Genomic DNA, 22,337 nt, shown 5'->3' with positions numbered 1-22,337 from the left:
GCCCGGGTACGCACGCTCCTCCCAGGCTCCGGTCATTGCGCCCACGCCACCATCGCGTCTGCTTCCGGTCATCCTCACTTCGCTCGGGTACGTTCCTGGTCGGCGACCTCGCCTACGGCGGCGGCGCGGAGCAGAGCGTGCGGGTTCCGCTGGCTCGCGAGGGCTGGTACGACCTCGCGGTCGGGATCGCGGGCGAGCCGTTCTTCCGGCGCCACTGGGCCGGGCGTGTCCCAACCTCGCTGCAGGGCGTGACCGATCCGGCGATGGGTCTGCCCGACGCCCTCGGCGTCACCGTCGCCCTCGCCGCCGCCTCCGCCACGATCGACGAGGCGGTCCTCGTCCCCGGGCACACCGCCCGGATCGGCGTCGAGCTGAGCGCGCGGGAGAAGGTGACCGCCCTGGAGGTGGCTCCCGTCGTCCCGCCGGGCTGGCCGGTGCGCACCGTGACCGCGCCGCCCGTGTCGCTGGCCGCCGGCGCCTCGGCGAAGGCCGTCTACGCCATCTCGGTCCCCGGCGATGTCACCGGGGACGGGCACCGGTTGCTCGTCACCGCGCGGGGCCGGACCGGAGAGCGGTATGTGCTGGCCGACGACGAGATCAGTGCCCGCACCGCCGTGTCCGTCGCGGGCCATCCGCTCGGCGAGGACTTCGAGTCCGTCGCCAACGCCCTGCAGCCGTCGGGCGGCGTCCTCGGCTGGACAGCAACCGCCCCGTCCGGCTGGAAGGTGGTCAACGCCGCCGGTATGCCGCGGGGCACGCCGCGTCTGCAGGGCTGGACCTTCCACACCAAGCGGCTGTGGCAGACCGGTGGGCAGGACCGCGCCGACTTCACTCGCGCGCTCGGGGTCGTCGCCGTCGCCGACCCGGACGACTGGGACGACAGCGGCTCGCCGTCCAGCAAGGGCCGCTTCGACTCCTCACTCGTCTCCCCGCCGGTCGAGCTACCCGAGGGCGCCACCAGGCTGTATGTCTCCTTCGACTCCCACTACCGCCAGGAGGCCCCGCAGGAGGCGGAGTTGACCGCCGCCTTCGACGACGGAACCACCGTACGACTGCTCCACTACTCCTCGGCCACGTCCGGCAACGACAACCTCGGCAAGGACGCGGAAGACACCTACGTCGCCCGCGACACCGCCATCCCCGCCGGCACCCGCTCGGTCACCCTGACCTGGCGTGTCTTCAACGCGGCCAACAACTGGTACTGGGCCGTCGACCACGTCCGCGCCGACGTGACCCCGCTGCCGCGGTACTGAGGCGCGCTGGCGGCGCGGCGGTGGGAGAGGTGCGGTGCCCGATTGGCAGGTAGCCGAGAGACAGCCCCGCTAGGGAAATTTTGAGTGGCTTTAATGTGGGCGCAGACCTGGATCGTCATCAACGCGCTTGTCATCACGGGGAATTGAGCAGCAGAGACCCTTGCTATGGTGGACCGATGGCATCCGTCAAGCAATTCCAAGTCACCTTCGACTGCGCAGAACCTGAGCGCGTCGCTCGCTTTTGGTGCGAGGTGTTGGGGTACGTCATCCCGCCGCCACCGAAGGGGTTTGCCACTTGGGACGATTTCGACCGCTCGCTGCCGCCTGGGAATCAGGGTTCATGGTTCGCATGCATTGATCCCTCAGGTGTGGGACCGCGACTGTTTTTCCAGCGCGTTCCCGAAGGCAAGGTCGTCAAGAATCGGCTGCATCTTGACGTGCGGGTCGGCACCGGACTCGTGGGGGAAGAGCGGGTGGCCACGCTTGAGGCCGAATGCGCACGACTGGTCGCGCTCGGCGCGGTACGCGTGCGACTGCTGCTTGCCGATGACGACAACGAGTCGTGCCTCCTTATGCAGGACATCGAGGGCAACGAGTTCTGTCTCGACTGAGCATCCTCCGAGACGGGGAGGTGTTCAGGAGCGCCCCGGGCTGTCCGCTCCCCCAGGCCCCTCGATCGCCCAGAGCGGTGAAGTGACCGCTCCCCGGAGGGTCTTGGCGCGGAGGGACTCCATGCCGAGGTGGAGGGCGGTGGCGCCGTGGGTGTAGGCGTACTCGATGGGGAGGTAGTAGACGAGGTTGAAGTACTCGTGCGCTCCCCGCAGTTGGGCGTAGTCGTAGCCGGTGGCACGGAGCCAGACGGTGTCCGCGTGGCGGTAGAAGAGGCTGAAGGCGACCATGCGGTCTTCGGTATAGGCGGCGAGGACGGTTCCGCTGTCGGCCATGCCCTCGGCCTGGTCGCGCAGCAGGCGGGCCATGGCGGAGGGGTCGGCCGGGTGTCCATGGCGCTCCTGGAGCTGGGCGAGGAGTGCGCCGGCGGGGTCGGCGCACTCGGAGAGTCGTAGGGTGCGCAGCTCGTATCCGGCTTCGACGAAGGCTCGGCGTTCGCGGCGGATGGCGACCCGTCGTTTGGACGGCAGGCCGGCGAGATAGTCGTCGAACCTGGTGCCGGGCAGGGGGATGCGGGCATCCTCGCCCAGCCGCACGGGTTTGGTGCCGCAAGCATCGGCGAGTTCGGCGGCTGCCGTATCGGTGACGTACAACCACCATGGCTGCGCCTTGTGGACGTCAGCGAGCGAACTGGCGGCCTTCACCAGTGCGTTCAGGGCTCCGTGCCGTCGGTCGGGGGTGAGGCGGGGGTGCAGGAGTGGGCCGTTGAGGTAGCCGCGGCGGGCCCCTGCGAGCAGGGTCCTGACCGGTGTGCGGTCGGGGATGAGGGCGTGGACGCGGTAGAGGGCGTTGGGTTCTGCGTCGACCGCGTACAGCGGTGCGGCGGCGATCAGTCGGCCGTCGTCGTGGACGAGGGCGTAGCGGACCTGGGCGGTGGGGTCGTGCTGCTGGGCGGCGAGCCACTGGTGGGAGAGGTAGAGGCCCGCCTCGGCGGCGAGGGCGTCCCACTCGGCGGCGGGGACCTCCATGATGTCCTGGACGAGGGTGAGGATCACGGCTGAGCTTCCTCCCGTTCGGGTGGGGCGAGGGCGTGGGCTGCGGGGACGGCGAGCACGCTGAGGGAGGTGAGGAGCAGCCAGGGCAGCACGGGTTGCCGGCTCAGCAGCGCGGTGAGGACGACGGGAGCGGCGGCGCCGCCGATGGACCAGGACAGCTGGAAGGCGACCTGGTGGCGGCCGTTGGCCGCGGTGGGGGCCAGGGCGACAGAGAGTTCGCTCAGTGCGGGAGAGCTGAGGATCTCGGACAGGGTGAACAGCAGCGTCGCCACCACCAGGACGGCGGCCACGGTCCAGCGGGGGGCGCCCTGCAAGGCGAGGGGCGCGGCGAAGAGGGCGAAGGAGACGGCGCCGACGAGGAACCCGCCGGCGATCGCGCGGTGCGGGCGGTGGCGTGCCGAGCGGCGGGTGATGGCCGGGGTGAGGACGGCGACGACGGCCGTGTTGACGACCAGGAGGGTGCCGGGGATCCACGCGCCGGCGTGCAGGGTGCCGGTGACGTACACGGCGAGCAGGACCGGTGGGACCATCTGCGCGAGGACGAAGGCCAGGTTGGTCGCGACGAGCAGGAGGTAGCGGCCGTCCCGGAGAACCGCCTGCCGGCTGCCCTGCCGGTTCGCTTGCCGGCTGCCCCGCCGGGCCGGCCCGCCGCTGTCCTGCGCCGGGCCGGAGGTGTCAGGCGTGCCGCCGTCCCCTGCGGCGCCGGAGATGTCCGGCCCGGCCGGGCTTCTGGTGGGCTTCCAGGTGAGGAACAGGAGCGCCGCGCACAGGAACGTGCCAGCGTTCGCGGCGATGAGCGCGTACAGGCTGTCCGGGCCGAACAGGGCCAGCGCGACGGCGGAGACGGCCGCGCCGACACCGATGCCGAGGTTGCGCAGCGAGGAGATGAACCCGAACCAGAGCCGCTCCTCGCCGGGCAGGCAGGCCAGGGGCACCAGGTTGCGGGCGGCCGTCCAGTACAGGTTGATACCGGCCTGTACGACGAGGTAGGCGAGGCTGATCTGCCACGCGGAGCGGGCGACGAGGAACGCCGCGAATCCGGCGGCGGAGACGAGGTTGGCGAGCGCGACGACCGTCTTCGGGCCGCAGCGGTCCAGGAGGATCCCGCCGAGTGCGGGGACGGGCAGTGCGAGGAGGTTGCCCAGGGTGAGGGACGCGCCGATCTCCGCGAGGGAGAGGTGGGTGGCGTGGGTGAGGTAGACGACCGTGAAGGCGAAGACGAGCCCGGTGCCGAGGCTGTCGACCGCGTGAGCGGCGACGAAGCGGCTCGCTCCGGTGAGCGCGGGCAGCCCGGCCCGAGCCCGCAGTCCGCGGCGCCGGCCGGGGCCCGGCGGGGCGCCGCGGCGGGCCGTTCGCCTGCCGGTGGGGATGTTCACCGGCCCGCGGGGGTCAGCAGACGGCGGATCTTGTCGAGCCTGGCGGCCGTGATGAAGCCGGTCCGCTCGTACAGCCCGGTGAGTTCCTTCACCGCCCGCTGCTCGTCGCCCGGGTTCACGGTGAACGTGAGGATGCCGCCGTGGTCGTGGCCGTCGATGATCAGGTCGTGGCAGGTCACGAGGTCGATTCGGGCGCGGAGTTCGGCGAGGAGGGCGGGGGTGGGGTTCGCGGTGAGGCACTCGATCGCGAATCGCTCGGCCGGGGCGCCGGTCCGGGTCGGCCAGGTGCCGTGGAGGATGTCGAGGAGGGCGGCGAAGGTGTTGAGTCCACTGGCGGCGATGGACAGGGTGGTGGCGCCGCCGATCCGGGGGTTGATCTCCAGGACGTGGTAGGCGCCGTCGGCGTAGATCATGTCGACGTTCACGGACCCCTCCACACTGAGCGCCGTGCACAGGTCCACGAGGCGCTGCGCGGTGGGCCGGAAGTCGTCGCCCGAGGCGGGGTGGACGTAGCGGAGGTCTTCGAAGGTGAAGGCGGGCGGGCCGCCCGCGGTGCCGGTCCAGATGAGCGGCATGACGGTGTAGTGGCCGCCGGCGCCGACGATGTCGACCGAGCAGAGCCGGCCGCTGACGCACTTCTCGAGGACCGCGTGTGCCGTCGGCCGGGCGGCGAGGTGGCGGTCGAGGGCGGCCGGGTCGGGGAGGAACTCGATGCCCATGCTGGTGGAGTCCCACAGCGGCTTGGCCATGAGGGGGTAGCCGAGATCCTGGGCGGCGAGGCGGACGGCGTCCGGGTAGGCCGGGACGGGCAACGCGCGGTCGTTGAGGAGGTCACTGTCGACCAGGACGGCGGGCGGGGTGGTGAGGCCGTGCGCGTCGAGGGCCCGCTTGGTCTCCCACTTGTCGCACAGGACGCGCGTGGCGGCGAGGGGGGTCATGACGGTGCGGATGCCGAGGGCTTCGAGCTTGGCCTTGACGACGGCGTCACGCAGGGCGTTCTCGTCCGGCAGGGAGATCGCCACGGCCGCGTCGGCCCCCCAGGCGCGCACGCGCTCGACGAACTCGTCCGGTGTGGCCGCGGGGTCGAGCCGTTCGCTCGTGCCCGGGAACAGGTCCGGGCCGCAGTCGCCGTGGGTGTGGAAGAGGCGGGCCTCGGCGCCGAGCCGCGCCAGGGCGGGGGTGATGCCGTGGATGTACGGGTCGGCGCGCTGGATGTCGACGGACCGGAGGAAGGCGATGCGCTGCATGTCAGCTCACTTCTATGCGGGTGTGGGCGAGTGCGCGGGCGGCGTCGGCGTTGACCTGCGCGGGCGTGGCGGCGGTGAAGATCAGGTGGCCGATGCGGGCCGAGTTGTCGTGGGCGCTGCCGACGACGGCGCCGGGCGGGGTGGTGATGTCCCCGTCGACCAGGCCGTCGTGCGGTCCGTCGATGGTCACCCCGTGGAAGGTGCCGGCGCGCGGCGGGGTGAGGAACCGGATCGCGCACGCCCCTTCCCGGGGCGCGGGTACGTCGGGCTTCTCGTCGAGGACGGCCTGGAGGTAGGCGCGGGCCTCGTCGATGCCGGAGGCCCGGCGTACGACGTCCACGAGGTGGTCTCCCGGCAGGCGGGCGCCGACCTCGATGACGACGGGACCCGTGTCGGGTGAGATCTTGAGTTCGGTGTGGGCGACGCCGTTGCGGATGCCGAGCGCCCGGAGCGCCCGTTCGGCGGCGGCCCGCACGGCGCTCAGCTCGGCGGCCGGCAGAGCGGCGGGGCAGGTGTGGCCGGTCTCGGCCCGGTAGGCGCCGGCGGTGGTGTGCTTCTCGACCGGGGGCAGATGGAAGTACGCGTCGCGCCAGACGACGGTGTCGAGGCTGAACTCGGGTCCGGGGACGTACTCCTGGACGACGACGCGCTGATCCATGGCCAGGCCGTGCGGGGCGGCGATCGGCCAGGACTGGGCGTGTTGTACGGCGGTGTCGAGCTGTTCGGGGCTCTCGACGACGCTGACGCCCCAGGAGCCGCCCTGCTCGGCGGGTTTGACGACGACCGGGAATGCCATGCCGATGCGGCCGAGGGCACGTGCCGCCTCCCCGGCCGTGCGCACGCTGATCGTTGCCGGCGCGGGCACCTGGCCCGCGTAGAAGGCCTGGGCCATCTCGGCCTTGTTCCGGCATGCCTGGGCGAGCCGGGGGTCGTTGCCGGGCAGCCCCAGGCGCTCGGCCAGGTGCGCGACGAGCGGGGTGAAGAACTCCCAGCAGCCGGCCACCGCGTCGATCTCCGTCGCCTCGGCGAACCCGGCCAGGTCCGCCAGCGCCCGGTCCGGGTCGGTGAGGTCGGTGAACACCGCGCCGTGGATCTTGTCGCGCAGCGCGGCGGGGTAACTCTCGTAGACGTCCTCGTGGGTGGCGACGAAGACATGCGCGCCGAGTTCGCGGGCGGCATCCAGCACATAAGGGCCCGAGTTTGCTAGCGCCTCGATCAGCAGGATCTTCTTCACGCCGCGCAGTAGACCGCACCCGCCGGGCCAGGGCCATGAACGTAACAACCAGAGCAGGACAGTGATTTCGCGACAACGGTTGTAGCAAGCTCCAGCAACCCGTCGGGGCACGGATCCTAGGGGTTTCGTCTTTGCGGAAGCGACCTTTCCGGTGGAGTTCGGGTCATCGCACAGGAGTGTGCGCTCCCAACGGGCCCGGGTTCGTGGGGACCGGGCCTGGGTCCCGGCCGCCGATCGCGGATTGACTCTCGGACGAAGCCCGGCCGCGGCGGCTACAAGCAGAAGGTGCTCACCTTCCACGGCGTGCCGCTGCTCGGGCTCGGCGTCGGCGCCCGCTCCTACACCGGCGTGCTCGACTACATGGTGGGCTCCGTCAAACCGTCCATGACCGAAGTCGCCGACTACATCAGCAGGGCCGAGGCCCACGCGCTGCGGCCCGTCACCGGGTTCGTCCTCGATGACGAGGAGATCATCCGCAAGCGCCTCGTCCTGGACACTTTCGACCTGGACCTCGCCGAACTGGACCGCTTCGGCTACCGGGACAAGGCCCACCTGTTCGAGCCGATCCTGGACGCCGCCGAGGAGACCGGGCTGCTGCGCCGCCTCGGCCGCCGCGTGCAGCTCACCCCCGAGGGCTTCAAATACCGCGACATCCTGTCCTGGATGTTCTTCTCCGACAACGTCGTACAGCTCGACCGCGACTACTACGAGCGCCTGCACCAGCAGAATCAGCGCGCCCGGAAGCACATGGGTACGCCGGTCGGCATCTCGGGGATCCGCACCGCGCGGGCGGCTTCGTGACCGAGCTGTTCATCGCGGCGGGCGGCGGCGGTGATCCGATCGGCACGGCCCTCACCCACGCCACGCTGGGCGCCGACGCCGATGCCGTCGTCCTCACCTACGCCTGGGAACGGCTCACCGTGGATCCGCTTCCCGGCCCCCTCGCCCCGCACGACTTCACCGGCCTCGACCGCGACACCCTGCCGGTGCCACTCGTCACGACCGGATCGCAGCCGCGCGGGCCACGCGGATGCACCCTCCCCCGACTGGCCGGAGACCTGCCGACGAGGCTCGCGCTCCTCGACCCCTACGCCGGAGTCGCGGGGCTCGCCGAGCAGATCGGGCGGACCGCCCGCGCACTCGGCGCCGACCACATCAGCGTCGTGGACATGGGCGGCGACATCCTCGCCCATGGCGACGAACCCACCCTCGTCAGCCCCCTGCCGGACGCGCTCGCCCTGGCGTCCTGCCAGCTGGCCGGCGTCCCCGCCACCGTCTACGTCGCCGGCCCCGGCCTCGACGGCGAGGTGCCCGAAGCAACCCTGCTGACCCGTGTCGCAGGCGACGGCACGGACCTCGACGGCACCCTCCCCATGTGGGCGGCGACCGTCTTCCGCTGGCACCCGTCCGAGGCCAGCACCCTGCTCGCCGCAGCCGCTGCCGGGCTGCGCGGTCCCTGCCTCACGAGGGAAGGCGCGGGCCCGATACCGCTCACCGACCGCAGCGGCCGCTTCTGGGACCTGCCGCTCACCCGGGCCCTGGACCACAACCGCCTCGCCCAAGGCCTCCTGGAGGCCCGCCCCGACACCCTGACCGGCGCGGAGGACGTAAGTCTAAGGCTGTACGGATTCAACGAGGTCGAACGCGAGCGGCAACGCGCGATCCGTCGCCACACCGCCCGCGACCTCATCGACGACGAGACCTTCCTAAGCGAACTGGACAGCTGGCTCCACGTACAGCGCGCCGGCCACCCCGACGCGCGGTACGTGAGCGTCCGTTGCGCAGTCGAGTCCCTGGGCTACGACTGGCGCCTGACCGAACAGGTCCGGGACCTGCTGACCAAGCACCGTCCCGGTCTTGACGCCTTCCCGCTCCTGTCACTGACGAACTGACCGACCCGAGCACGCGCGAGAGCGGCCCCCGGTGACGGGGGCCGCTCTCAACGTGGTTGCCGTGCCCTGCTCGTAGGCCGCCGGCCGCTGTCAGCGGCTGGATGCGACGGCCTAGAGGGGCAGTGGGTCGACGCTCGCCTGAGTCCGGGTCAGTACGCGGAGTTGACGTTGTCGATGGAGCCGTAGCGGTGGGCGGCGTAGTTGGCGGCCGCGGTGATGTTGGCGACCGGGTCGGTGATGCTCTGCGCGGTGCCGGAGACGTGGTAGGCGTGGAAGGTGGGGTCGATGACCTGCAGCAGGCCCTTGGACGGGGTGCCCTGCTTGGCGTTGACGTCCCAGTTGTTCTGCGCGTTGGGGTTACCGGCGGATTCGCGCATGATGTTGCGCTTGAGGCCCTCGTAGCTGCCGGGGATGCCCTTGGACTTCATGATCTGCAGAGACTGCTTGATCCAGCCGTCGAGGTTGTTGCCGTAGCCGGTCTTCTGCCCGGAGGTGGCGCGGCTGTCGCTGCCGGAGACCTTGACCACGGAGGAGGCGTGCACCTGCGTTGCTTCGGCGGCCTGTGCGTTCGTCGGCATCAGGGTGATGGCGGCGGCTGCGGCACCGGTCGTGGCGATGCCGGTGAGGCCGAGGGTGCGGAGACGAGCGATGCGGGTGCGAGTGGTCATGGTCATGCGAAAGGGACTCTCCGTTGGGGGACGTCGTCATTGCCGGCTGCTGCCGGCGGCGGCGTGGGGCGGAGCCCCGCGCTGCGGACGGGAGCGGACAGACCTCGCAGGAATTCACTCGGTCCGTCGCCGTGCTCCCGGCAACGACAGCAATGGTTAGCGGCGGACGCGGCGGGGCGCAATGATGTGACGTACTATCCCACTTCGGAGTAATGCCTGAAATAGACCCTTATGACAGCTTTCCGTGCTGTTCAGGGCGCTCTGTACCTACGATGCCGCTTAGGATGTGATCCGCGCCCTATGGGTGGCGTCACTCCTGCAGGCCCCTTGAACGGCCCTTTTGGACGCGCAATCGGGAAGACGGAGGGGGCGGCGCCGGGCCGGCGCGCGTACTCCGGGTCGGCGGTCAGGAGGCTGCGCCGCAGCGGGCACGCGCGGCCAGCAGGTCGGCTTCGTGGGCGACCGCCCGTTGCCCGAGCGCGATCAGCGGTTCCGCAGTGAACGGCCGAGGCCGGTCAGGGCGTACTCGGCTCGTGGAGGTGCACCTCGCTCGCCCGTGCGTAGTCCTGCCCAGCAACAGCCGGGACGGACACATCGGCCACATCACTCGGCCGACCAGGGTGGAGTTCAGGTTGTCCGGTCGCCCAGGGGCGCGAACGTGACGGGCAGCTGCACCGGGCCGCGGAGACCGCCGGGCCGCCGGCGCAGCTCGGCCGGAGGGACGGCCAGAGCCAGGTCCGGGAGGCGGCGCAGCACCGTCCCGATGGCGATCTGGCCCTCCAGCCGGGCGAGCGGTGCGCCCAGGCAGTAGTGGATGCCGTGCCCGAAGGCCAGGTGGCCGTTGTTCTGCCGGGTGATGTCCAGCCTGTCGGGGTCGGGGTACCGAGCCGGATCACGGTCGGCGATCGCGGACGCGATCAGCACGGTCGCCCCGCGTGGGACGGTCACGCCCGCGATCTCGACGTCTTCGCGGGCGAACCGGGCGATGCCCGGGTTGACCGGGCCGTCGTAGCGGAGGCACTCCTCGATCGCGTCGGGCAGCAGTTCCGGATGATCGCGCAACAGGGTCAGCTGGTCGGGGTGGGCGAGCAGCGCCGCGATGCCACCGCCGATCAGGTTGACCGTCGTGACGTACCCGGCCACCAGCAGCAGGAAGGTCATGGCAATCAGCTCGTCGTCGTTCAGCCGCCGTTCCTCATCGTGGGCGCTGATCAGCGCGCTGAGCAGATCATCCCCCGGCCGGGCGCGTTTGGCTTCGAGCTGCTTCGTCACGTACGCGCGCATGTGTTGCCAGGCCTCGTTGACGACGACAGGGTCGGGCATCGTCTCACCGCGCACGAGCATGGCGTCGGTCCACCGCTGGAAGTCCTGTCGGTCGTCCACCGGCACGCCGAGCAGCTCGCTGATGACGGTGACCGGCAGCGGCAACGCGAAGTCCGCCACGAGATCGGCCCGGCCGGCCGGCACCACGGCGTCGAGCAGCCGGTCGGATATCTCCTGGATACGGGGCCGCAGCTCGGCGACCCGGCGTGCGGTGAACGCCTTCGACACCAGGCGGCGCAGCCGGGTGTGGTCGGGCGGGTCGGAACGGAGCATGTTGCTGATCATCGACTCGCGCTCGAACTCGGGCAGCTGCTCGATGAGGCGGGGGTCCGAGGCATCACGCACATCGCTGCTCAGCCGGGGGTCGGACAGGGCGGCGAGCCCGTCCTCGTAGCGCGTGACCAACCAGGCGTCCAGGCCCCCGGCGATGACCGCGCGCCGGACCGGGCCGTCCTCGCGCAGCCGCCTGTAGAGGGGGTAGGGATCCGCCACGAAGCCCGGATCGGCGTAAGGAAGAAGGACCGGCTGCTGGCTCATCATGCCTCCCGGGGGCAGCGTCGACCGCACTCGTCCCTCTGCTGACATCCAGGGGGCATATACCCAGATTGTCCGACCGGGCAATCGTCATGGCCGGGCGGGCACGGGCATCGGCCGCTTCCGGCAGGGCAGGTGAAACCGGGGTGAGCCGTGAATTTCCCGTGGTGCGTCATGACGACGGTGCAGAGGCCTTGCCCAGGGTCATGCTCAGGGTCATGCCCGTCCTCAGGGTCATGCCCGTCGTGGCCGCCGCTCAGCCTTACGCAGCCCGGTGCGTCGTCGCGGTCGCGATCAGACGTCCGCGCCGCGCACCGCCCGCAGCACATGCGGCCAGGCCGCCGCGCCGAGTGCCGCGCCGGCTTCGGCTGTCCCGCCGTGGTCGAAGTGCACGGACGCGGGCGGCGCCACCTCGCCGGGGAACAGGGTGCGGTGGCCCGCGTCCTGCCTGGTGACCAGCCGCACCGGGCGCCCGGCTGCCGTTCGCCGGTCGGCCAGCTCGCGGGCGAAGGACAGCGCCGGCCACATGCGGTCGGCGCCGCCCGCGACCAGGACGAGGTCGCCGGCTGCCTTCTCCACCGGGATGGCCGCGGCGGCCAGTCGGTCGGCGTAGGTTGCCAGGCTGCGCTCGTACCAGCCCAGCACCGACACAGGCGCGCCCTCCGGCTCCGTGGGGGTCCAGGTGTCGTCGTAAGGGACGAAGGGCAGGGGCTGCCCCCGCCAGGTCCAGCAGGAGCGGTACGGGCGATCCAGGCCATCGCTGCCGGGGCCGACGTTGGCCCAGGTGACCGAGGTCGGGGCGAGCGCGATCACGGCGTCGGCGCAGTCCGAGAGGACGGACAGGTGCAGCGCCGCCTCGGCGCCCTTCGAGACGCCGAGGACGCTGACTCGCCGGGCGCCACGATCACGCAGCAGCCCGGTCGCGGCCACGAAGGTCTCCAGCGGGATCTCGCAGATGCCCGGTGACTGGCCGCGGCCGCCGAACCATCGGATCGACGCCGCGATGATGCCCTCACGTGCGAACAGTCGGCATCGCTCGCGTTCGACCCGGCCGCTGGAGCCGGAGAGTACGAGGACGCCGTTACTGCTTCCGGAGGCCGGCTCGACGAGGAAGCTCTCCCACGGCTCAGCCAGCTCATGCTCGGTGATCTCTATGGCCATGCGGCCAACTTACGGCAGACGGTTCTCCGCATCCGCCATGGGCGCGGGTGCGCCCCGTGTATCGCCATACGGCACAGCCATCGCCAACGATCCAACTCCCGCGGCAAGCAAGCAACTTCTTAGACAGGCCGGTCGGTCATCATGCTGGCTTCGCATCGCCGGCTGAGTACAGGCGTCGGCGGCGGCAGCAGTGCTGGTGGGCAAACGCCCGCTCCACGGCCGAGCGTTGGGTGCCCGGTCCGGAGCCGTGCTCGGTGCCCCGGCGGGCCTGGCAAGGCTCGGCGGACAGGTCTCAGGGCTGGACGTGGACAAGCCCGAGTGAGCCGCTTTCGGGCGGCCGGGCGGGGTATTCCGAGCGTGGGCTGTCAGCGGCGTCGGTGGGCGTTGAGTCGGGCCGCCTGGCGTGTCAGGTGGTTGCGCTCGGCGACGTTCGGGGCCTTCTGGGCCGCCTCGGCGTACAGGCGTGCCGCCGTCGCCAGGTCGCCGTCGCGCTCGTGGAGGTACGCCGCCACCGCGGTGTGGCGGGGCAGTGAGTCGTCCAGCGCCGCGAGCGCCGCCAGGCCGGCGCGCGGTCCGTCGGCCTCACCGACGGCGACGGCGCGGTTGAGCCGTACGACCGGGCTGTCACTCAGGCGCGTGAGCTCGTCGTACCACTCGACGATCTGTACCCAGTCGGTCTCCTCGGCGGTGGGCGCGTCGGCGTGGAGTGCCGCGATGGCGGCCTGGGCCTGGAATTCGCCCGGCCGGTCGCGGGCGAGGGCCGACTGCAGGATCTTGACGCCCTCGGCGATCAATGTGGTGTCCCACCGGCCGCGGTCCTGCTCGGCCAGCGGCACCAGGTTGCCGTCGGATGCCGTGCGGGCGGCGCGCCGGGCGTGGTGGAGCAGCATGAGGGCGAGCAACCCCGCCACCTCGGGGTGGTCGACCTGGGCCGCGAGCTGCCGGGTGAGCCGGATGGCCTCGGCCGCGAGGTCGACGTCGCCGGAGTAGCCCTCGTTGAAGACCAGGTAGAGGACGCGCAGCACGGTGGCGACGTCTCCGGGCCGGTCGAACCGTACGCCGGAGACGGTGCGCTTGGCCCGGCTGATCCGCTGGGCCATGGTCGCTTCGGGCACCAGGTAGGCCTGGGCGATCTGGCGGGTGGTCAGCCCGCCGACGGCGCGCAGCGTGAGCGCGACCGCGGACGACGGTGTCAACGAGGGGTGCGCGCACAGGAAGTAGAGCTGGAGCGTGTCGTCGCCGGTGGGCGTGGGACCGGGGTCCGGCTCCGCGTCGAGGCGTTCCTCACGCCGGCGGCGGGCGGTGTCCGCGCGGGTCGCGTCGAGGAACCGGCGCCAGGCCGCGGTGACCAGCCAGCCCTTCGGGTCCCGCGGCGGGCTGGTCGGCCAGACGCGGACCGCCTCGACCAGCGCGTCCTGGACGGCGTCCTCGGCCGCCGCGAAGTCGGCTCCGCGGCGGACGAGGATGCCGAGCACGCTCGGCGTGAGGCTCCTCAGCAGGGCCTCGTCCATCTGAGACACCTGAGAACTCACTCGGTGATGGTGGGCGGGGCGGTCAGGAACGGGCGCACCTCGAGCCACTCGTGGATCGGCTTGCCGCCCGCCCCGGGGGCGGCCGACAGCTCCCCGGCCAGCTCTACGGCGCGCTCGTAGGTGTCGACGTCGATCACCATCCAGCCGGCGATGAGGTCCTTGGTCTCGGCGAACGGGCCGTCGGTGACCGGCGGGCGTCCCTCACCGTCGTACCGGATCCAAGACCCCTCGGGGGCGAGCGCCTGTCCGTCGACGAACTCGCCGGTCTTCTCGAGCCGGGCCGCGAAGTCCTGCATGTACCGCACGTGCGCCGAGATCTCCTCCTGCGTCCACTGGTCCATGGGCACGTCGTTGACCGGAGCCGGAGCGCCGCGGTAGTGCTTGAGCAGCAGGTATTTGGCCATCGTGGTTCTCCTCGGTGCTGGTGCGACCCATTGTGGCCGCATGCACCACGGGGACGGAGCCGGTTACGGGTTCTCGACATCACCGTCCGAATCAGCGCCTGAAATTTTTCACGCCGGCTCACTCCGCTGTTCGGCATGGGACGATGAACGTTCGGCTTGACGAACACCCATGAGTGCGAAACAGAGGATTGACGATGAACGACGTCCTGTCCTCCGCCGTGGAAGCGATCGGGGCGACCCCGCTGGTGCGGCTCGACCGGATCACGAGCGGGCTGGACGGGACCGTTCTGGCCAAGCTCGACTACCTCAACCCGGGCGGGTCCAAGAAGGACCGTGCCGCGAAAGGGATCATCGAGGAGGCCGAACGTTCCGGACTGCTCCGGCCCGGACAACCGGTCGTCGAGCTGACCAGCGGCAATATGGGCACCGGACTGGCCATCGTGTGCGCCGTCAAGGGCTACCCGTTCATCGCGGTGATGTCCAGGGGAAACTCACCGGAACGGGCCCGGATGATGGCCGCGCTCGGCGCCGAGGTGGTCCTCGTCGACCAGCTGCCCGGCTCCGTACCGGGGCAGGTTTCCGGCGGAGACCTGGAACGCGTCGATGCCGCCGCGCGGGAGGTCGCCCGGAGCCGCGGCGCATTCCGCGCCGACCAGTTCCACCGCGCCGGCAACTGGCTCGCCCACTACCACGGCACAGGCCGGGAACTGTGGCAGCAGACGGGCGGCGCCCTCGACGGCTTCGTCGACTTCCTCGGCTCGGGCGGGACATACGCGGGCGTCACCAAAGCCCTCAAGGAACACAACCCGGCCGCACGCTGCTACGTCGTCGAACCGGCCGGCGCCGCGGTTCTGGCCGGACGGCCCCTCAGCCACCCCGATCACCCGATACAGGGCGGCGGCTACGCCATGAGCGACCTGGACTTCCTGGCCGGTGTGCCGATCGACGGCTTCGTCCAGGTCACCGGTGACGAGGCGAGAAGCGCCGCCCGCCAACTGGCCGGCCGGGAAGGCATCTTCGGGGGCTACTCCTCCGGCGCCAACCTCGCCGCGGCCCTGAAGCTGCTCGACGGCGAGATGCGGGGAAAGACCCTCGCCGTCATCGTCTGCGACTCCGGCCTCAAGTACCTGTCCACCGATCTCTGGGCAGATGTCTGAGCCACCGCACGACACCGACCCGCACCCGCCCGGCCGGCGGCGCAGGCATCCCGCTGTGATCAGGCGCGGTTGACTCACTCGTGGCCCACGTGGTCGCCCAGGTCGGCTCCAGTGTGGTCGCCTTGGGCTTGGCGCGGTGGCGAGCCGCACGGTCCAGTGCGCACTGGGCGGCGAGGCAGGCGGCCATCGCCACTCGCTACCGGCGCTTCCCCCACCGCGACGCGCTGATCGCGCAGGTCGTCGTCGACGGATTCGGCATCGTGCTGAACGCCGCCCGGACGGCGGCGACGTCGGCGCGGACGGATCCGCCCGCCGCCGTCCAGGCGTTCCTGCAGAGCGTGGTCGACAGCCGGGACAGCTGGTTCTGCCCCTGATCGGCGGGCCCCAGACCGGCGCCCCCGAGGCGCGTGAACTGCAACGGGACATCGCCGCCGCTCTGGAAGAGATCCCCGAGCAGGGGCGCCGGCGCAAGGTGATCCGTGCGGACGTGACCGCAGTGGACCTGATCACCACGACCGCGCTGCTGTGCCGCCCCCTCCCCCACCTTCCGCCCGAGCAGGCCGCCGCGCTGACCGCACGTCACCTCGGCATCTTTCTCGACGGGCCGCGTCCCGACCCCTCGGTCACCCTGCCCCCACCCCCGAGCCACGAAGAAATGGCCCGTCATCCCCTTGCGGACCCCGCCGAAACCGACAGGGCCCGGAGCGGACAGCGCTGACGGGCCGGGGCACACATCGGCGCCGAGGACATGCGCTTACGGCGCCAGGCTGGACTCCGGAGCGGGGACGGCATCCTTCCAGACCGTGTGGAAGGCCAACCGCAGGCAGCCCGCGAGGGCCGGGTGCTCGATGAAGAGTGTGGTGGTGGTGCCCGCGCCGGCCACCGGATCGGGCATGTCGCACAGGACGAGGGAGGCGTCGGCGATGACGAGTTTCAGGGGTAGTTCGGGAGCGAAGCGGGCCTCCTCCCCGGCGGCGGCGAAGCGCCGTACGTGCTCGACCGTCTCGGGGTCGCTCAGGGCGTCGTCGAGGTAGAGCGCCCGGACGGTACCGCCCGCCCGGTGGAGTCGGCGGACCACCGCCAGGCCCTCCGTGTTCTCGGCGGGGGCGACGAACGGCGGCTTGCAGAAGGTGAGCAGCTCGTGTCGCGCCTGTCGCTGGATGTCGGCGAAGCGCTCGGAGATCGCCTTGGGGTCGCGCAGGATCTCGATGTAGTCCAGCGGATCGGTGTGTTCCCGCCCCAGGGACCAGAGCGGCTGCAGGGCACCGGCCAGCTCCTGGGAGACCCGCTCCAGCCGGTCGACGGACTCGCGTTGCACGGTCATCAGTCGGGCGAGGGCCAGCTCGGGCGTGACGGCGGAGTACGTGGCCACCCGGCCGGGGTGGGCGGTGACCAGTTGCCGTCGTACGAGCGCGTCCAGCACGTCGTACACGCGCTGGCGCGGCACGTCGGCCTCCCGTGCCACCTCGGCGGCCGTGTAGGAACCACGCCTGATGAGCGACAGGTAGACCCGCGCCTCGTACCGCGCCAGCCCAAGTGACATGAGGTCGTTGATGGTTCCATCTTCCAGCTCCATGGCTGCACAAGGTATATGCCCACGCCGAGAAGTTGGAGGCAAAGTTTTCGCAACTGCCTCTGTTCTCTTCGGCAAACAGTCAATAGCCTCGTGTGGAGCCACCACTGACCGTGGTGGCAGCACCAGCAGTATGCCCAGAAGCAGGCTCCGCACGGCTACCCCCAACGGAAAGCGTTTGTCATGTACGCGGCATCGCCGACCGGCCGCCGTCGCGGAGCCACCCATCCCCCCACGGAGGGCAGTTCATTGCATTCTCATCGCAGAAGGAACCCCATACGTCGCGGCGCGCCCGCACTCCTGTCTGCAGCAGCTCTGATAACCGGCGGCCTGGCCGCCGCCTCCTACTCGACGGCCTTCGCGACGACGACCACCACCGCCTCGTCCACGGCCTCCGCGGTGCACACGCACCGGCTCTGTTCGCAGCCGAGCAAGCCCGGTTACATGGCCTGCCAGGCAGAGGTCCGCACCGACCTCGCGCCGCAGAAGTCCCTCGGCCGGCACGACACCCCCAAGGGTTTCGGACCGGCCGACCTGCAGGCCGCCTACAACCTCCCCAAGGACGGCGGCAAGGGCGCCACCGTCGCGATCGTCGACGCGAACGACGACCCGAACGCCGAGAAGGACCTGGCGGCCTACCGCTCGCAGTACGGCCTGCCGGAGTGCAGCACGAGCAACGGCTGCTTCAAGAAGATCGACCAGGACGGCGGCTCCAACTACCCGACGCCCGATGCGGGTTGGGCCGGTGAGATCTCCCTCGACGTGGACATGGTCAGCGCGGCCTGCCCGCAGTGCAAGATCCTGCTCGTCGAGGCCAAGTCGGCCAACATGGACGACCTCGGTGCGGCCGTGAACCAGGCCGTCAAGCAGGGCGCCAAGTACGTCTCCAACAGCTACGGCGGCGGCGAGGACGCCAACAACGCCAAGGCCGACGAACAGTACTTCAAGCACCCCGGCGTCGCCATCACCGTCAGCTCCGGTGACAGCGGTTACGGCGTCGAGTACCCGGCGGCCTCCCAGTACGTGACCGCCGTCGGCGGCACCTCGCTCAAGAAGGACGGCAGCACCCGCGGCTACTCCGAGTCCGTCTGGGGCACGTCCGCCGGCGGCGACGGAGCGGGCTCGGGCTGCTCGCAGTACGACGCCAAGCCGTCCTGGCAGAAGGACACCGACTGCAAGAAGCGCAGCGTCGCCGACGTCGCGGCCGTCGCAGACCCGGCCACCGGGCTCGCCGTCTACGACACCTACCAGGCGAGCGGCTGGAACGTGTACGGCGGCACCAGCGCCTCCTCCCCGTTCATCGCCGGCGTCTACGCCCTCGCGGGCACCCCGGGTTCCGGTGACGTTCCGGCCTCGTACCCGTACGCCCACCCGGACAAGCTGAACGACGTCACCGACGGCGCCAACGGGTCCTGCAGCAACTACCTGTGCAAGGCGGGCAAGGGTTACGACGGCCCGACGGGTCTGGGTACCCCGAACGGTGTCGCGGCCTTCACCAAGTAGGCAGCGCATGATCACAACACAGCGGGCCTGAGCCGACACCAGCGGCCACCGCAGGTCGCTCCAGGCTCCGCAGCGCTTCGCCCCGTCGCTCACCCGGCGGGGCGAAGTGCTGTTTTCAGCGATGCCGGAGACAGGCGTGGCCGCCACGCCTCACTGGAAGTAGACAAGGATGCGTCCGGTGTTTCCCGTGTCCACCTCACGCCGGACGTACAGCTTCCTGATGTGCTTCTGGTCCAGGAACGCGAGAACACGAGCCTTCAGGCGCCCGGACCCCTTGCCCGGAATGATCTCCACGACCGACTCGCCCGTGTGGTTGGCCCTGAAGAGGAACTGGCGCAGCGCCAGCTCGATGTCGCGGTTGTTCCGGAAGATCGGGTGGAGATCGAGCGACATCATGCGGAGCCTCCGGGTGATACGGCACGGGTGAGGGTCACCGCCGTAGAGCCTCCCATGCGGCAGCCGCCCATCAGGCCGTCCCGAGGCACCACTATGCCGCAATGTCGCATTGTGGAATTATGATGCCGCCAAGCGGAAAGTAGGGCTGGGGGGGCTGGGGTATGCGGCGTCGCATGCGGAGACGCGGCCTGGAGTTCGGGGTGTGCGTGCTGCGCGGCCTCGCCCAGGTCATGTTCCTGGACAACGCCTGGTCGGGCGCCGCCTTCGGCACTGTGCTGTTCCTCGCGGACTGGCGGTACGGCACCTACGGCGTGGGAGGCGCCGTCCTCGGTACCGGTGCCGCATCTCTGCTGGGCGTGCCCCGCGACCGGGTGCGGGCGGGGCTGGAGGGCTTCAACTCCTGCCTGACCGCGCTCTGCTTCGCCGTGTTCCTCGATGCGGGCAGGCCGGCCACGGCACTGCTCGCCGCCGCGGCCTGCCTCGTAGTCACGGTCGTCACGGCGGCCGTGAGCCAACTGCTGCGGGTCTGGGACCTGCCGACGCTGACCCTGCCTTTCTGCCTGCTGGCGGGCGCCGTCACCGTTGCCGCGCCCGCCTTCCAGCGGATCCGGGCCCATGGCGGGAGCGGCGCCGCACTCCCCCACACGGCATCCGGGCCCACCGTCCTGGGACCGTACGACGTGGCAGGAGCGTTCTTGCGCAGTCTGTCCCAAGTCTTCTTCATGGAGCAGTGGTACGCGGGTGCCCTGCTGCTCGCGGGCCTCTTCCTGGCGAGCCGGACGGCGGGTTGGGTGGCCTGTTGCGGCAGCGCGACCGGCATCGTGACGGCCTGGGCGCTCGGGGCGCCGGCCGCGCGCATCGCCGACGGCACGATGGGCTGCAACGCGGTGCTCGTCGCGCTGGCGCTCTGCGGGGTGTTCCTGACGGCCACCCGGGCGACGCTGCTGTACGCGCTGCTCGGCGCGGCGACCGCGACCGCCCTCACACCGGCCGCCGCCGCCCTGCTCGCCCCGTCCGGCGGCCACCCGTTCACGTGGCCGTTCGTGCTCACCGCACTCGGCTTCCTGCTGGCCGCCCACCGCTTCCCGCACCTCACCGGCCCGAGCACGCGCCGCAGTCCGGACCGTCCCGCCGCCCCGCTCCGCGACGACCAGACCGCGGCCCGCGGGCAGTTCGGATCCGCCTGAAGAAGGCCCCGCTCGGCTACGCGCGGACAGGCCTGCCCGGCCACGCTCGCCGACGGAGCGGGCGGTCCGCTGGTACGACCCCCGTTCCTGTCACGCCCAGGTGTGACCCCCGGTCACAACCGCCAGGCGAAGACCATCCACCCCACGCCGAAAGCGCCGATCAGCCCGGCCCAGACCAGCTCGGAGACGTCACCGAGCAGGACGCCATGCACGAGCATGCCGAACGGGATGGTCAGCCACAGCCACCCGAAGTTCGGGAACGCGATCAGACCCGACGGGCGCCCGCTCACGACCGCCCACAACGCCAGACCCAGGAACAGCCAGGCTCCGCTGAGCCGCCACGCCATCGAGTCCGAGGACGGCGGAGAGTAGGTCTCGGTGTGGCCGTCCACCGTCATGCGCACCACCGCACCGTGCCAGGTCCGCAGGTCCGAGGGGTCGCCGCGGTGCGCGTCCTCGTACGTGCCGCCGCCGACGCCGAGCCACTGCGTGCGGTCCGGGCGGCGCACCCGGAGCTCGTAGGTGGTGGTGCAGGACTGGACGCCGTTGCTGTCCGTGGTGCAGGACTCGCCGGTGCGCCGGTCGACGACCGTACCCGCCACCGGCGCCAGACACCCGTGGTCCGTCGTGCCATGGCAGACGGAGGCGTGCCGGAAGGCCGTGACGTCGTCGTACTGCCCGGCAGCCCACAGCACACACGCCACGATCCCGCCCGCCGCCACCAGAAGGACCAGCACCCGCACCCACAGCCACAACGGCTCACGCCAGAACATCATCGCCGCGCCCCCCGTGCTTCTTCGCCGACCGGGTCGCCCTCTCTGTCAGATGACGCCCACCGTCCCCGCCCGGTTTCCGGCGTCCGCTTCGCCCGGCCACCACCGGACAGACCAAGCGCCGGTCTCCCGTCGTAGGTCCAAAGGCCGATTCGGCTCTCGGTGGGCGCGTGACAGCATCGTCGCATGTCGCATTCCTGGCCCGACCATCTCGACGTGGGAGCGGTCCGCTTCGCCCGCCCGACCGCCAAGTACGACGATGTACTCGTCTTCTACCGTGATGTCCTCGGCCTGCTGGTTCTCGCCCAATGGCGCGGCCACCAGGGCTACGACGGCGTCGTCCTCGGCCTGCCGGGCACTCCGGTGCACATGGAGCTGCTGCAGCACGGTGACCCGCCCCGCGTCCCCGAGCCGCATCCGGAGAACCAGTTGGTGCTCTACCTTCGCGGCCCCGAGGCCGTCGCCGTCGCCGCCCGGCGGCTCGTCGAGCACGGTCACAGTCCGGTGCCCGCCGCGAACCCCTACTGGCCGGAACACGGCGCCGTCCTCTTCGAGGACCCGGACGGCTGGCAAGTCGTGCTGGCGCCCTGGGTCTTCGGTGAAGAGCCCCCACCGGCCGGTTGAGTGGAGGATCACCGAAGTCCCATACACGGGCGCCCAGTTCGCGCTGACTCCGGCCCGGGACGGGACCGGTCAGGGTGGGCCGCCCGGGTTGGGGCCGCGGTAGCCGGGGCGGGAGGAGGCATCGATGCCGACTTCGTAACGGACGTGGGGGTTCGTCCTATTGGCGTGGACGTGGGCGTTCGTGGAGTGGATGGCCAGGCCCATGGCGTGGTCGGTGGGTGCGGCGAAGGTGTTGCCGGCGATGGTGAGGTGCTGCACGTCCTCGAACATCAGGGCCTGGGACGCTTTCAGGGTCTCGCAGTAGTTGTCGCAGATGGTGAAGTCCAGGGTGTGGCCGTGCCCGTCGCCTTCCCCGTCGTTGGGGCCCTCGGCCATCACACACATGTTGTCGACGTGCTCGCAGCGGTTCCCCTCGATCAGCACATGACGGCTGGGCGGAGTGTCGCTGGCGAAGGTCTGCATGCAGTCGGCGTGACCGTAGCGGTTGGACGTGCCGGGGACCGTGTTGTGCTGGATCTTCAGGTCGTCGCCGAAGAAGCGCATCCCGTCTCCGTCGCCGCCGTGCGGACTGACGAGGGTGTTGTTCCGTACGGTGATGTCATCGCCGGTGATCTCGACGCCGGGCGCCTTGGGCCGGGTGACCCCGTAGTTCTCCACGATCACGTGGCTCGCCACGACCATGATGCCGACGACGCTGCGGCCGTGGCCGTCGTACACGGCCGGGTGTGCGGTGGTGCCGCCGTGGGTGACGACGAGCCGTGGGCGCGCGGCGGCCGACGCTGAGGCCGGGTGCAACGCGGTCGCACCCAGGGCCGCGGCGGCGGTGAGCAGGGCTG

General features: G+C 70.9%; 23 protein-coding genes. 10 read left to right on the top strand and 13 right to left on the bottom strand.

All coding sequences use genetic code 11. The annotated features are described in order from the left end of the window. The first annotated feature begins 35 nt into the window (after nt 1-35). Nucleotides 36-1,253 (top strand): hypothetical protein, encoded by a 1,218-nt coding sequence (locus tag AB5L52_RS43025; RefSeq protein ID WP_369368508.1) that lies wholly within the window; start codon nt 36-38, stop codon nt 1,251-1,253. A gap of 176 nt (nt 1,254-1,429) precedes the next feature. Continuing rightward, nucleotides 1,430-1,864, top strand: coding sequence for a VOC family protein (locus AB5L52_RS43020; RefSeq protein WP_369368507.1), 435 nt, complete (start codon nt 1,430-1,432; stop codon nt 1,862-1,864). A gap of 24 nt (nt 1,865-1,888) precedes the next feature. Here AB5L52_RS43020 and AB5L52_RS43015 read toward each other — a convergent pair whose 3' ends face one another. From AB5L52_RS43015 to AB5L52_RS43000, 4 genes are read right to left on the bottom strand one after another with little or no spacing between them, the layout of a single operon-like run. Next, nucleotides 1,889-2,917, bottom strand: a complete 1,029-nt coding sequence (locus AB5L52_RS43015) for a GNAT family N-acetyltransferase (RefSeq protein WP_369368506.1) — start codon at nt 2,915-2,917, stop codon at nt 1,889-1,891. Further along, a complete protein-coding gene (locus AB5L52_RS43010) occupies nt 2,914-4,293 on the bottom strand; it encodes an MFS transporter (protein WP_369368505.1) in 1,380 nt (459 codons plus the stop codon). Before AB5L52_RS43010 ends, AB5L52_RS43015 begins: the two co-directional genes overlap by 4 nt. Beyond that, on the bottom strand, nt 4,290-5,540 hold the full coding sequence (locus AB5L52_RS43005; protein WP_369368504.1) for an acetyl-CoA carboxylase biotin carboxylase subunit family protein: 1,251 nt from the start codon (nt 5,538-5,540) through the stop codon (nt 4,290-4,292). The genes AB5L52_RS43010 and AB5L52_RS43005 overlap by 4 nt, the downstream gene beginning before the upstream one ends. A 1-nt stretch (nt 5,541) precedes the next feature. Continuing rightward, nucleotides 5,542-6,774, bottom strand: a complete 1,233-nt coding sequence (locus AB5L52_RS43000; protein ID WP_351027274.1) for an ATP-grasp domain-containing protein — start codon at nt 6,772-6,774, stop codon at nt 5,542-5,544. Between the two features lie 285 nt (nt 6,775-7,059). Here AB5L52_RS43000 and AB5L52_RS42995 point away from each other — a divergent pair, with 285 nt between their 5' ends. Together AB5L52_RS42995 and AB5L52_RS42990 are read left to right on the top strand one after the other, a co-directional pair. Further along, nucleotides 7,060-7,575 carry a hypothetical protein gene (locus AB5L52_RS42995; protein ID WP_369368503.1) on the top strand — a complete coding sequence of 172 codons (516 nt, stop codon included), beginning with the start codon at nt 7,060-7,062 and terminating at the stop codon, nt 7,573-7,575. Continuing rightward, nucleotides 7,572-8,666, top strand: coding sequence for a DUF1152 domain-containing protein (locus tag AB5L52_RS42990; protein WP_369368502.1), 1,095 nt, complete (start codon nt 7,572-7,574; stop codon nt 8,664-8,666). Before AB5L52_RS42995 ends, AB5L52_RS42990 begins: the two co-directional genes overlap by 4 nt. Before the next feature lie 149 nt (nt 8,667-8,815). On the opposite strand, the gene AB5L52_RS42985 is transcribed toward AB5L52_RS42990, so the two are convergent. From AB5L52_RS42985 to AB5L52_RS42965, 5 genes are all read right to left on the bottom strand, one after another. Next, nucleotides 8,816-9,340 (bottom strand): transglycosylase SLT domain-containing protein, encoded by a 525-nt coding sequence (locus tag AB5L52_RS42985; RefSeq protein ID WP_351027269.1) that lies wholly within the window; start codon nt 9,338-9,340, stop codon nt 8,816-8,818. A 621-nt stretch (nt 9,341-9,961) separates the two neighbouring features. After that, nucleotides 9,962-11,194 carry a cytochrome P450 gene (locus AB5L52_RS42980; RefSeq protein ID WP_369368501.1) on the bottom strand — a complete coding sequence of 411 codons (1,233 nt, stop codon included), beginning with the start codon at nt 11,192-11,194 and terminating at the stop codon, nt 9,962-9,964. A gap of 291 nt (nt 11,195-11,485) precedes the next feature. Further along, nucleotides 11,486-12,352, bottom strand: coding sequence for an acyl-CoA thioester hydrolase/BAAT C-terminal domain-containing protein (locus AB5L52_RS42975; protein WP_369368500.1), 867 nt, complete (start codon nt 12,350-12,352; stop codon nt 11,486-11,488). Nucleotides 12,353-12,717: 365 nt separating this feature from the next. Continuing rightward, nucleotides 12,718-13,863, bottom strand: a complete 1,146-nt coding sequence (locus AB5L52_RS42970) for an RNA polymerase sigma factor (RefSeq protein ID WP_369368499.1) — start codon at nt 13,861-13,863, stop codon at nt 12,718-12,720. A gap of 17 nt (nt 13,864-13,880) precedes the next feature. After that, complete coding sequence (locus AB5L52_RS42965; protein WP_369368498.1) at nt 13,881-14,288, bottom strand: YciI family protein; 408 nt, start codon at nt 14,286-14,288, stop codon at nt 13,881-13,883. A gap of 194 nt (nt 14,289-14,482) precedes the next feature. Between AB5L52_RS42965 and AB5L52_RS42960 the strand changes: the two genes are divergently transcribed. The 3 genes from AB5L52_RS42960 (at nt 14,483) to AB5L52_RS42950 (ending at nt 16,163) form a co-directional block, all read left to right on the top strand. Then, the gene (locus tag AB5L52_RS42960; RefSeq protein WP_369368497.1) at nt 14,483-15,445 is read left to right on the top strand and encodes a PLP-dependent cysteine synthase family protein; all 963 of its coding nucleotides are present in this window, start codon (nt 14,483-14,485) and stop codon (nt 15,443-15,445) included. Between the two features lie 80 nt (nt 15,446-15,525). Beyond that, nucleotides 15,526-15,819 (top strand): hypothetical protein, encoded by a 294-nt coding sequence (locus AB5L52_RS42955; RefSeq protein WP_351027259.1) that lies wholly within the window; start codon nt 15,526-15,528, stop codon nt 15,817-15,819. 113 nt (nt 15,820-15,932) lie between these two features. After that, nucleotides 15,933-16,163 (top strand): hypothetical protein, encoded by a 231-nt coding sequence (locus tag AB5L52_RS42950; protein ID WP_351027257.1) that lies wholly within the window; start codon nt 15,933-15,935, stop codon nt 16,161-16,163. 36 nt (nt 16,164-16,199) lie between these two features. Here AB5L52_RS42950 and AB5L52_RS42945 read toward each other — a convergent pair whose 3' ends face one another. Further along, nucleotides 16,200-17,021 (bottom strand): helix-turn-helix domain-containing protein, encoded by an 822-nt coding sequence (locus AB5L52_RS42945; RefSeq protein ID WP_351027255.1) that lies wholly within the window; start codon nt 17,019-17,021, stop codon nt 16,200-16,202. Between the two features lie 180 nt (nt 17,022-17,201). On the opposite strand from AB5L52_RS42945, the gene AB5L52_RS42940 reads away from it, so the two are divergent. After that, nucleotides 17,202-18,521, top strand: coding sequence for a S53 family peptidase (locus AB5L52_RS42940; RefSeq protein WP_351027253.1), 1,320 nt, complete (start codon nt 17,202-17,204; stop codon nt 18,519-18,521). Between the two features lie 150 nt (nt 18,522-18,671). On the opposite strand, the gene AB5L52_RS42935 is transcribed toward AB5L52_RS42940, so the two are convergent. Beyond that, entirely contained in the window at nt 18,672-18,914 is a 243-nt protein-coding gene (locus AB5L52_RS42935) for a Smr/MutS family protein (RefSeq protein ID WP_369368495.1), read from the bottom strand. A gap of 176 nt (nt 18,915-19,090) precedes the next feature. Between AB5L52_RS42935 and AB5L52_RS42930 the strand changes: the two genes are divergently transcribed. After that, entirely contained in the window at nt 19,091-20,104 is a 1,014-nt protein-coding gene (locus tag AB5L52_RS42930; RefSeq protein WP_351027250.1) for an urea transporter, read from the top strand. 113 nt (nt 20,105-20,217) lie between these two features. On the opposite strand, the gene AB5L52_RS42925 is transcribed toward AB5L52_RS42930, so the two are convergent. Then, nucleotides 20,218-20,880 (bottom strand): hypothetical protein, encoded by a 663-nt coding sequence (locus AB5L52_RS42925; RefSeq protein WP_369368494.1) that lies wholly within the window; start codon nt 20,878-20,880, stop codon nt 20,218-20,220. A gap of 183 nt (nt 20,881-21,063) precedes the next feature. Here AB5L52_RS42925 and AB5L52_RS42920 point away from each other — a divergent pair, with 183 nt between their 5' ends. Continuing rightward, a complete protein-coding gene (locus tag AB5L52_RS42920; RefSeq protein WP_369368493.1) occupies nt 21,064-21,501 on the top strand; it encodes a VOC family protein in 438 nt (145 codons plus the stop codon). 69 nt (nt 21,502-21,570) lie between these two features. Here the strand turns inward: AB5L52_RS42920 and AB5L52_RS42915 are convergent, their stop codons facing one another. Continuing rightward, nucleotides 21,571-22,296, bottom strand: a complete 726-nt coding sequence (locus AB5L52_RS42915; protein WP_351027246.1) for a hypothetical protein — start codon at nt 22,294-22,296, stop codon at nt 21,571-21,573. Nucleotides 22,297-22,337 lie beyond the last annotated feature (41 nt).

The sequence above is a fragment of the Streptomyces sp. CG4 genome, assembly GCF_041080655.1.
GTDB lineage: Bacteria > Actinomycetota > Actinomycetes > Streptomycetales > Streptomycetaceae > Streptomyces.
This window is presented reverse-complemented; position numbering and strand designations above follow the sequence as displayed.

Coding starts and splice junctions, on each gene's coding strand:
- AB5L52_RS43020 (WP_369368507.1), top strand. CDS start 1,430: ATGGCATCCGTCAAGCAATTCCAAGTCACCTTCGACTGCGCAGAACCT.
- AB5L52_RS43005 (WP_369368504.1), bottom strand. CDS start 5,540: ATGCAGCGCATCGCCTTCCTCCGGTCCGTCGACATCCAGCGCGCCGAC.
- AB5L52_RS42985 (WP_351027269.1), bottom strand. CDS start 9,340: ATGACCATGACCACTCGCACCCGCATCGCTCGTCTCCGCACCCTCGGC.
- AB5L52_RS42980 (WP_369368501.1), bottom strand. CDS start 11,194: ATGAGCCAGCAGCCGGTCCTTCTTCCTTACGCCGATCCGGGCTTCGTG.
- AB5L52_RS42975 (WP_369368500.1), bottom strand. CDS start 12,352: ATGGCCATAGAGATCACCGAGCATGAGCTGGCTGAGCCGTGGGAGAGC.
- AB5L52_RS42970 (WP_369368499.1), bottom strand. CDS start 13,863: ATGGACGAGGCCCTGCTGAGGAGCCTCACGCCGAGCGTGCTCGGCATC.
- AB5L52_RS42965 (WP_369368498.1), bottom strand. CDS start 14,288: ATGGCCAAATACCTGCTGCTCAAGCACTACCGCGGCGCTCCGGCTCCG.
- AB5L52_RS42960 (WP_369368497.1), top strand. CDS start 14,483: ATGAACGACGTCCTGTCCTCCGCCGTGGAAGCGATCGGGGCGACCCCG.
- AB5L52_RS42945 (WP_351027255.1), bottom strand. CDS start 17,021: ATGGAGCTGGAAGATGGAACCATCAACGACCTCATGTCACTTGGGCTG.
- AB5L52_RS42940 (WP_351027253.1), top strand. CDS start 17,202: ATGTACGCGGCATCGCCGACCGGCCGCCGTCGCGGAGCCACCCATCCC.
- AB5L52_RS42935 (WP_369368495.1), bottom strand. CDS start 18,914: ATGTCGCTCGATCTCCACCCGATCTTCCGGAACAACCGCGACATCGAG.
- AB5L52_RS42930 (WP_351027250.1), top strand. CDS start 19,091: ATGCGGAGACGCGGCCTGGAGTTCGGGGTGTGCGTGCTGCGCGGCCTC.
- AB5L52_RS42925 (WP_369368494.1), bottom strand. CDS start 20,880: ATGATGTTCTGGCGTGAGCCGTTGTGGCTGTGGGTGCGGGTGCTGGTC.
- AB5L52_RS42920 (WP_369368493.1), top strand. CDS start 21,064: ATGTCGCATTCCTGGCCCGACCATCTCGACGTGGGAGCGGTCCGCTTC.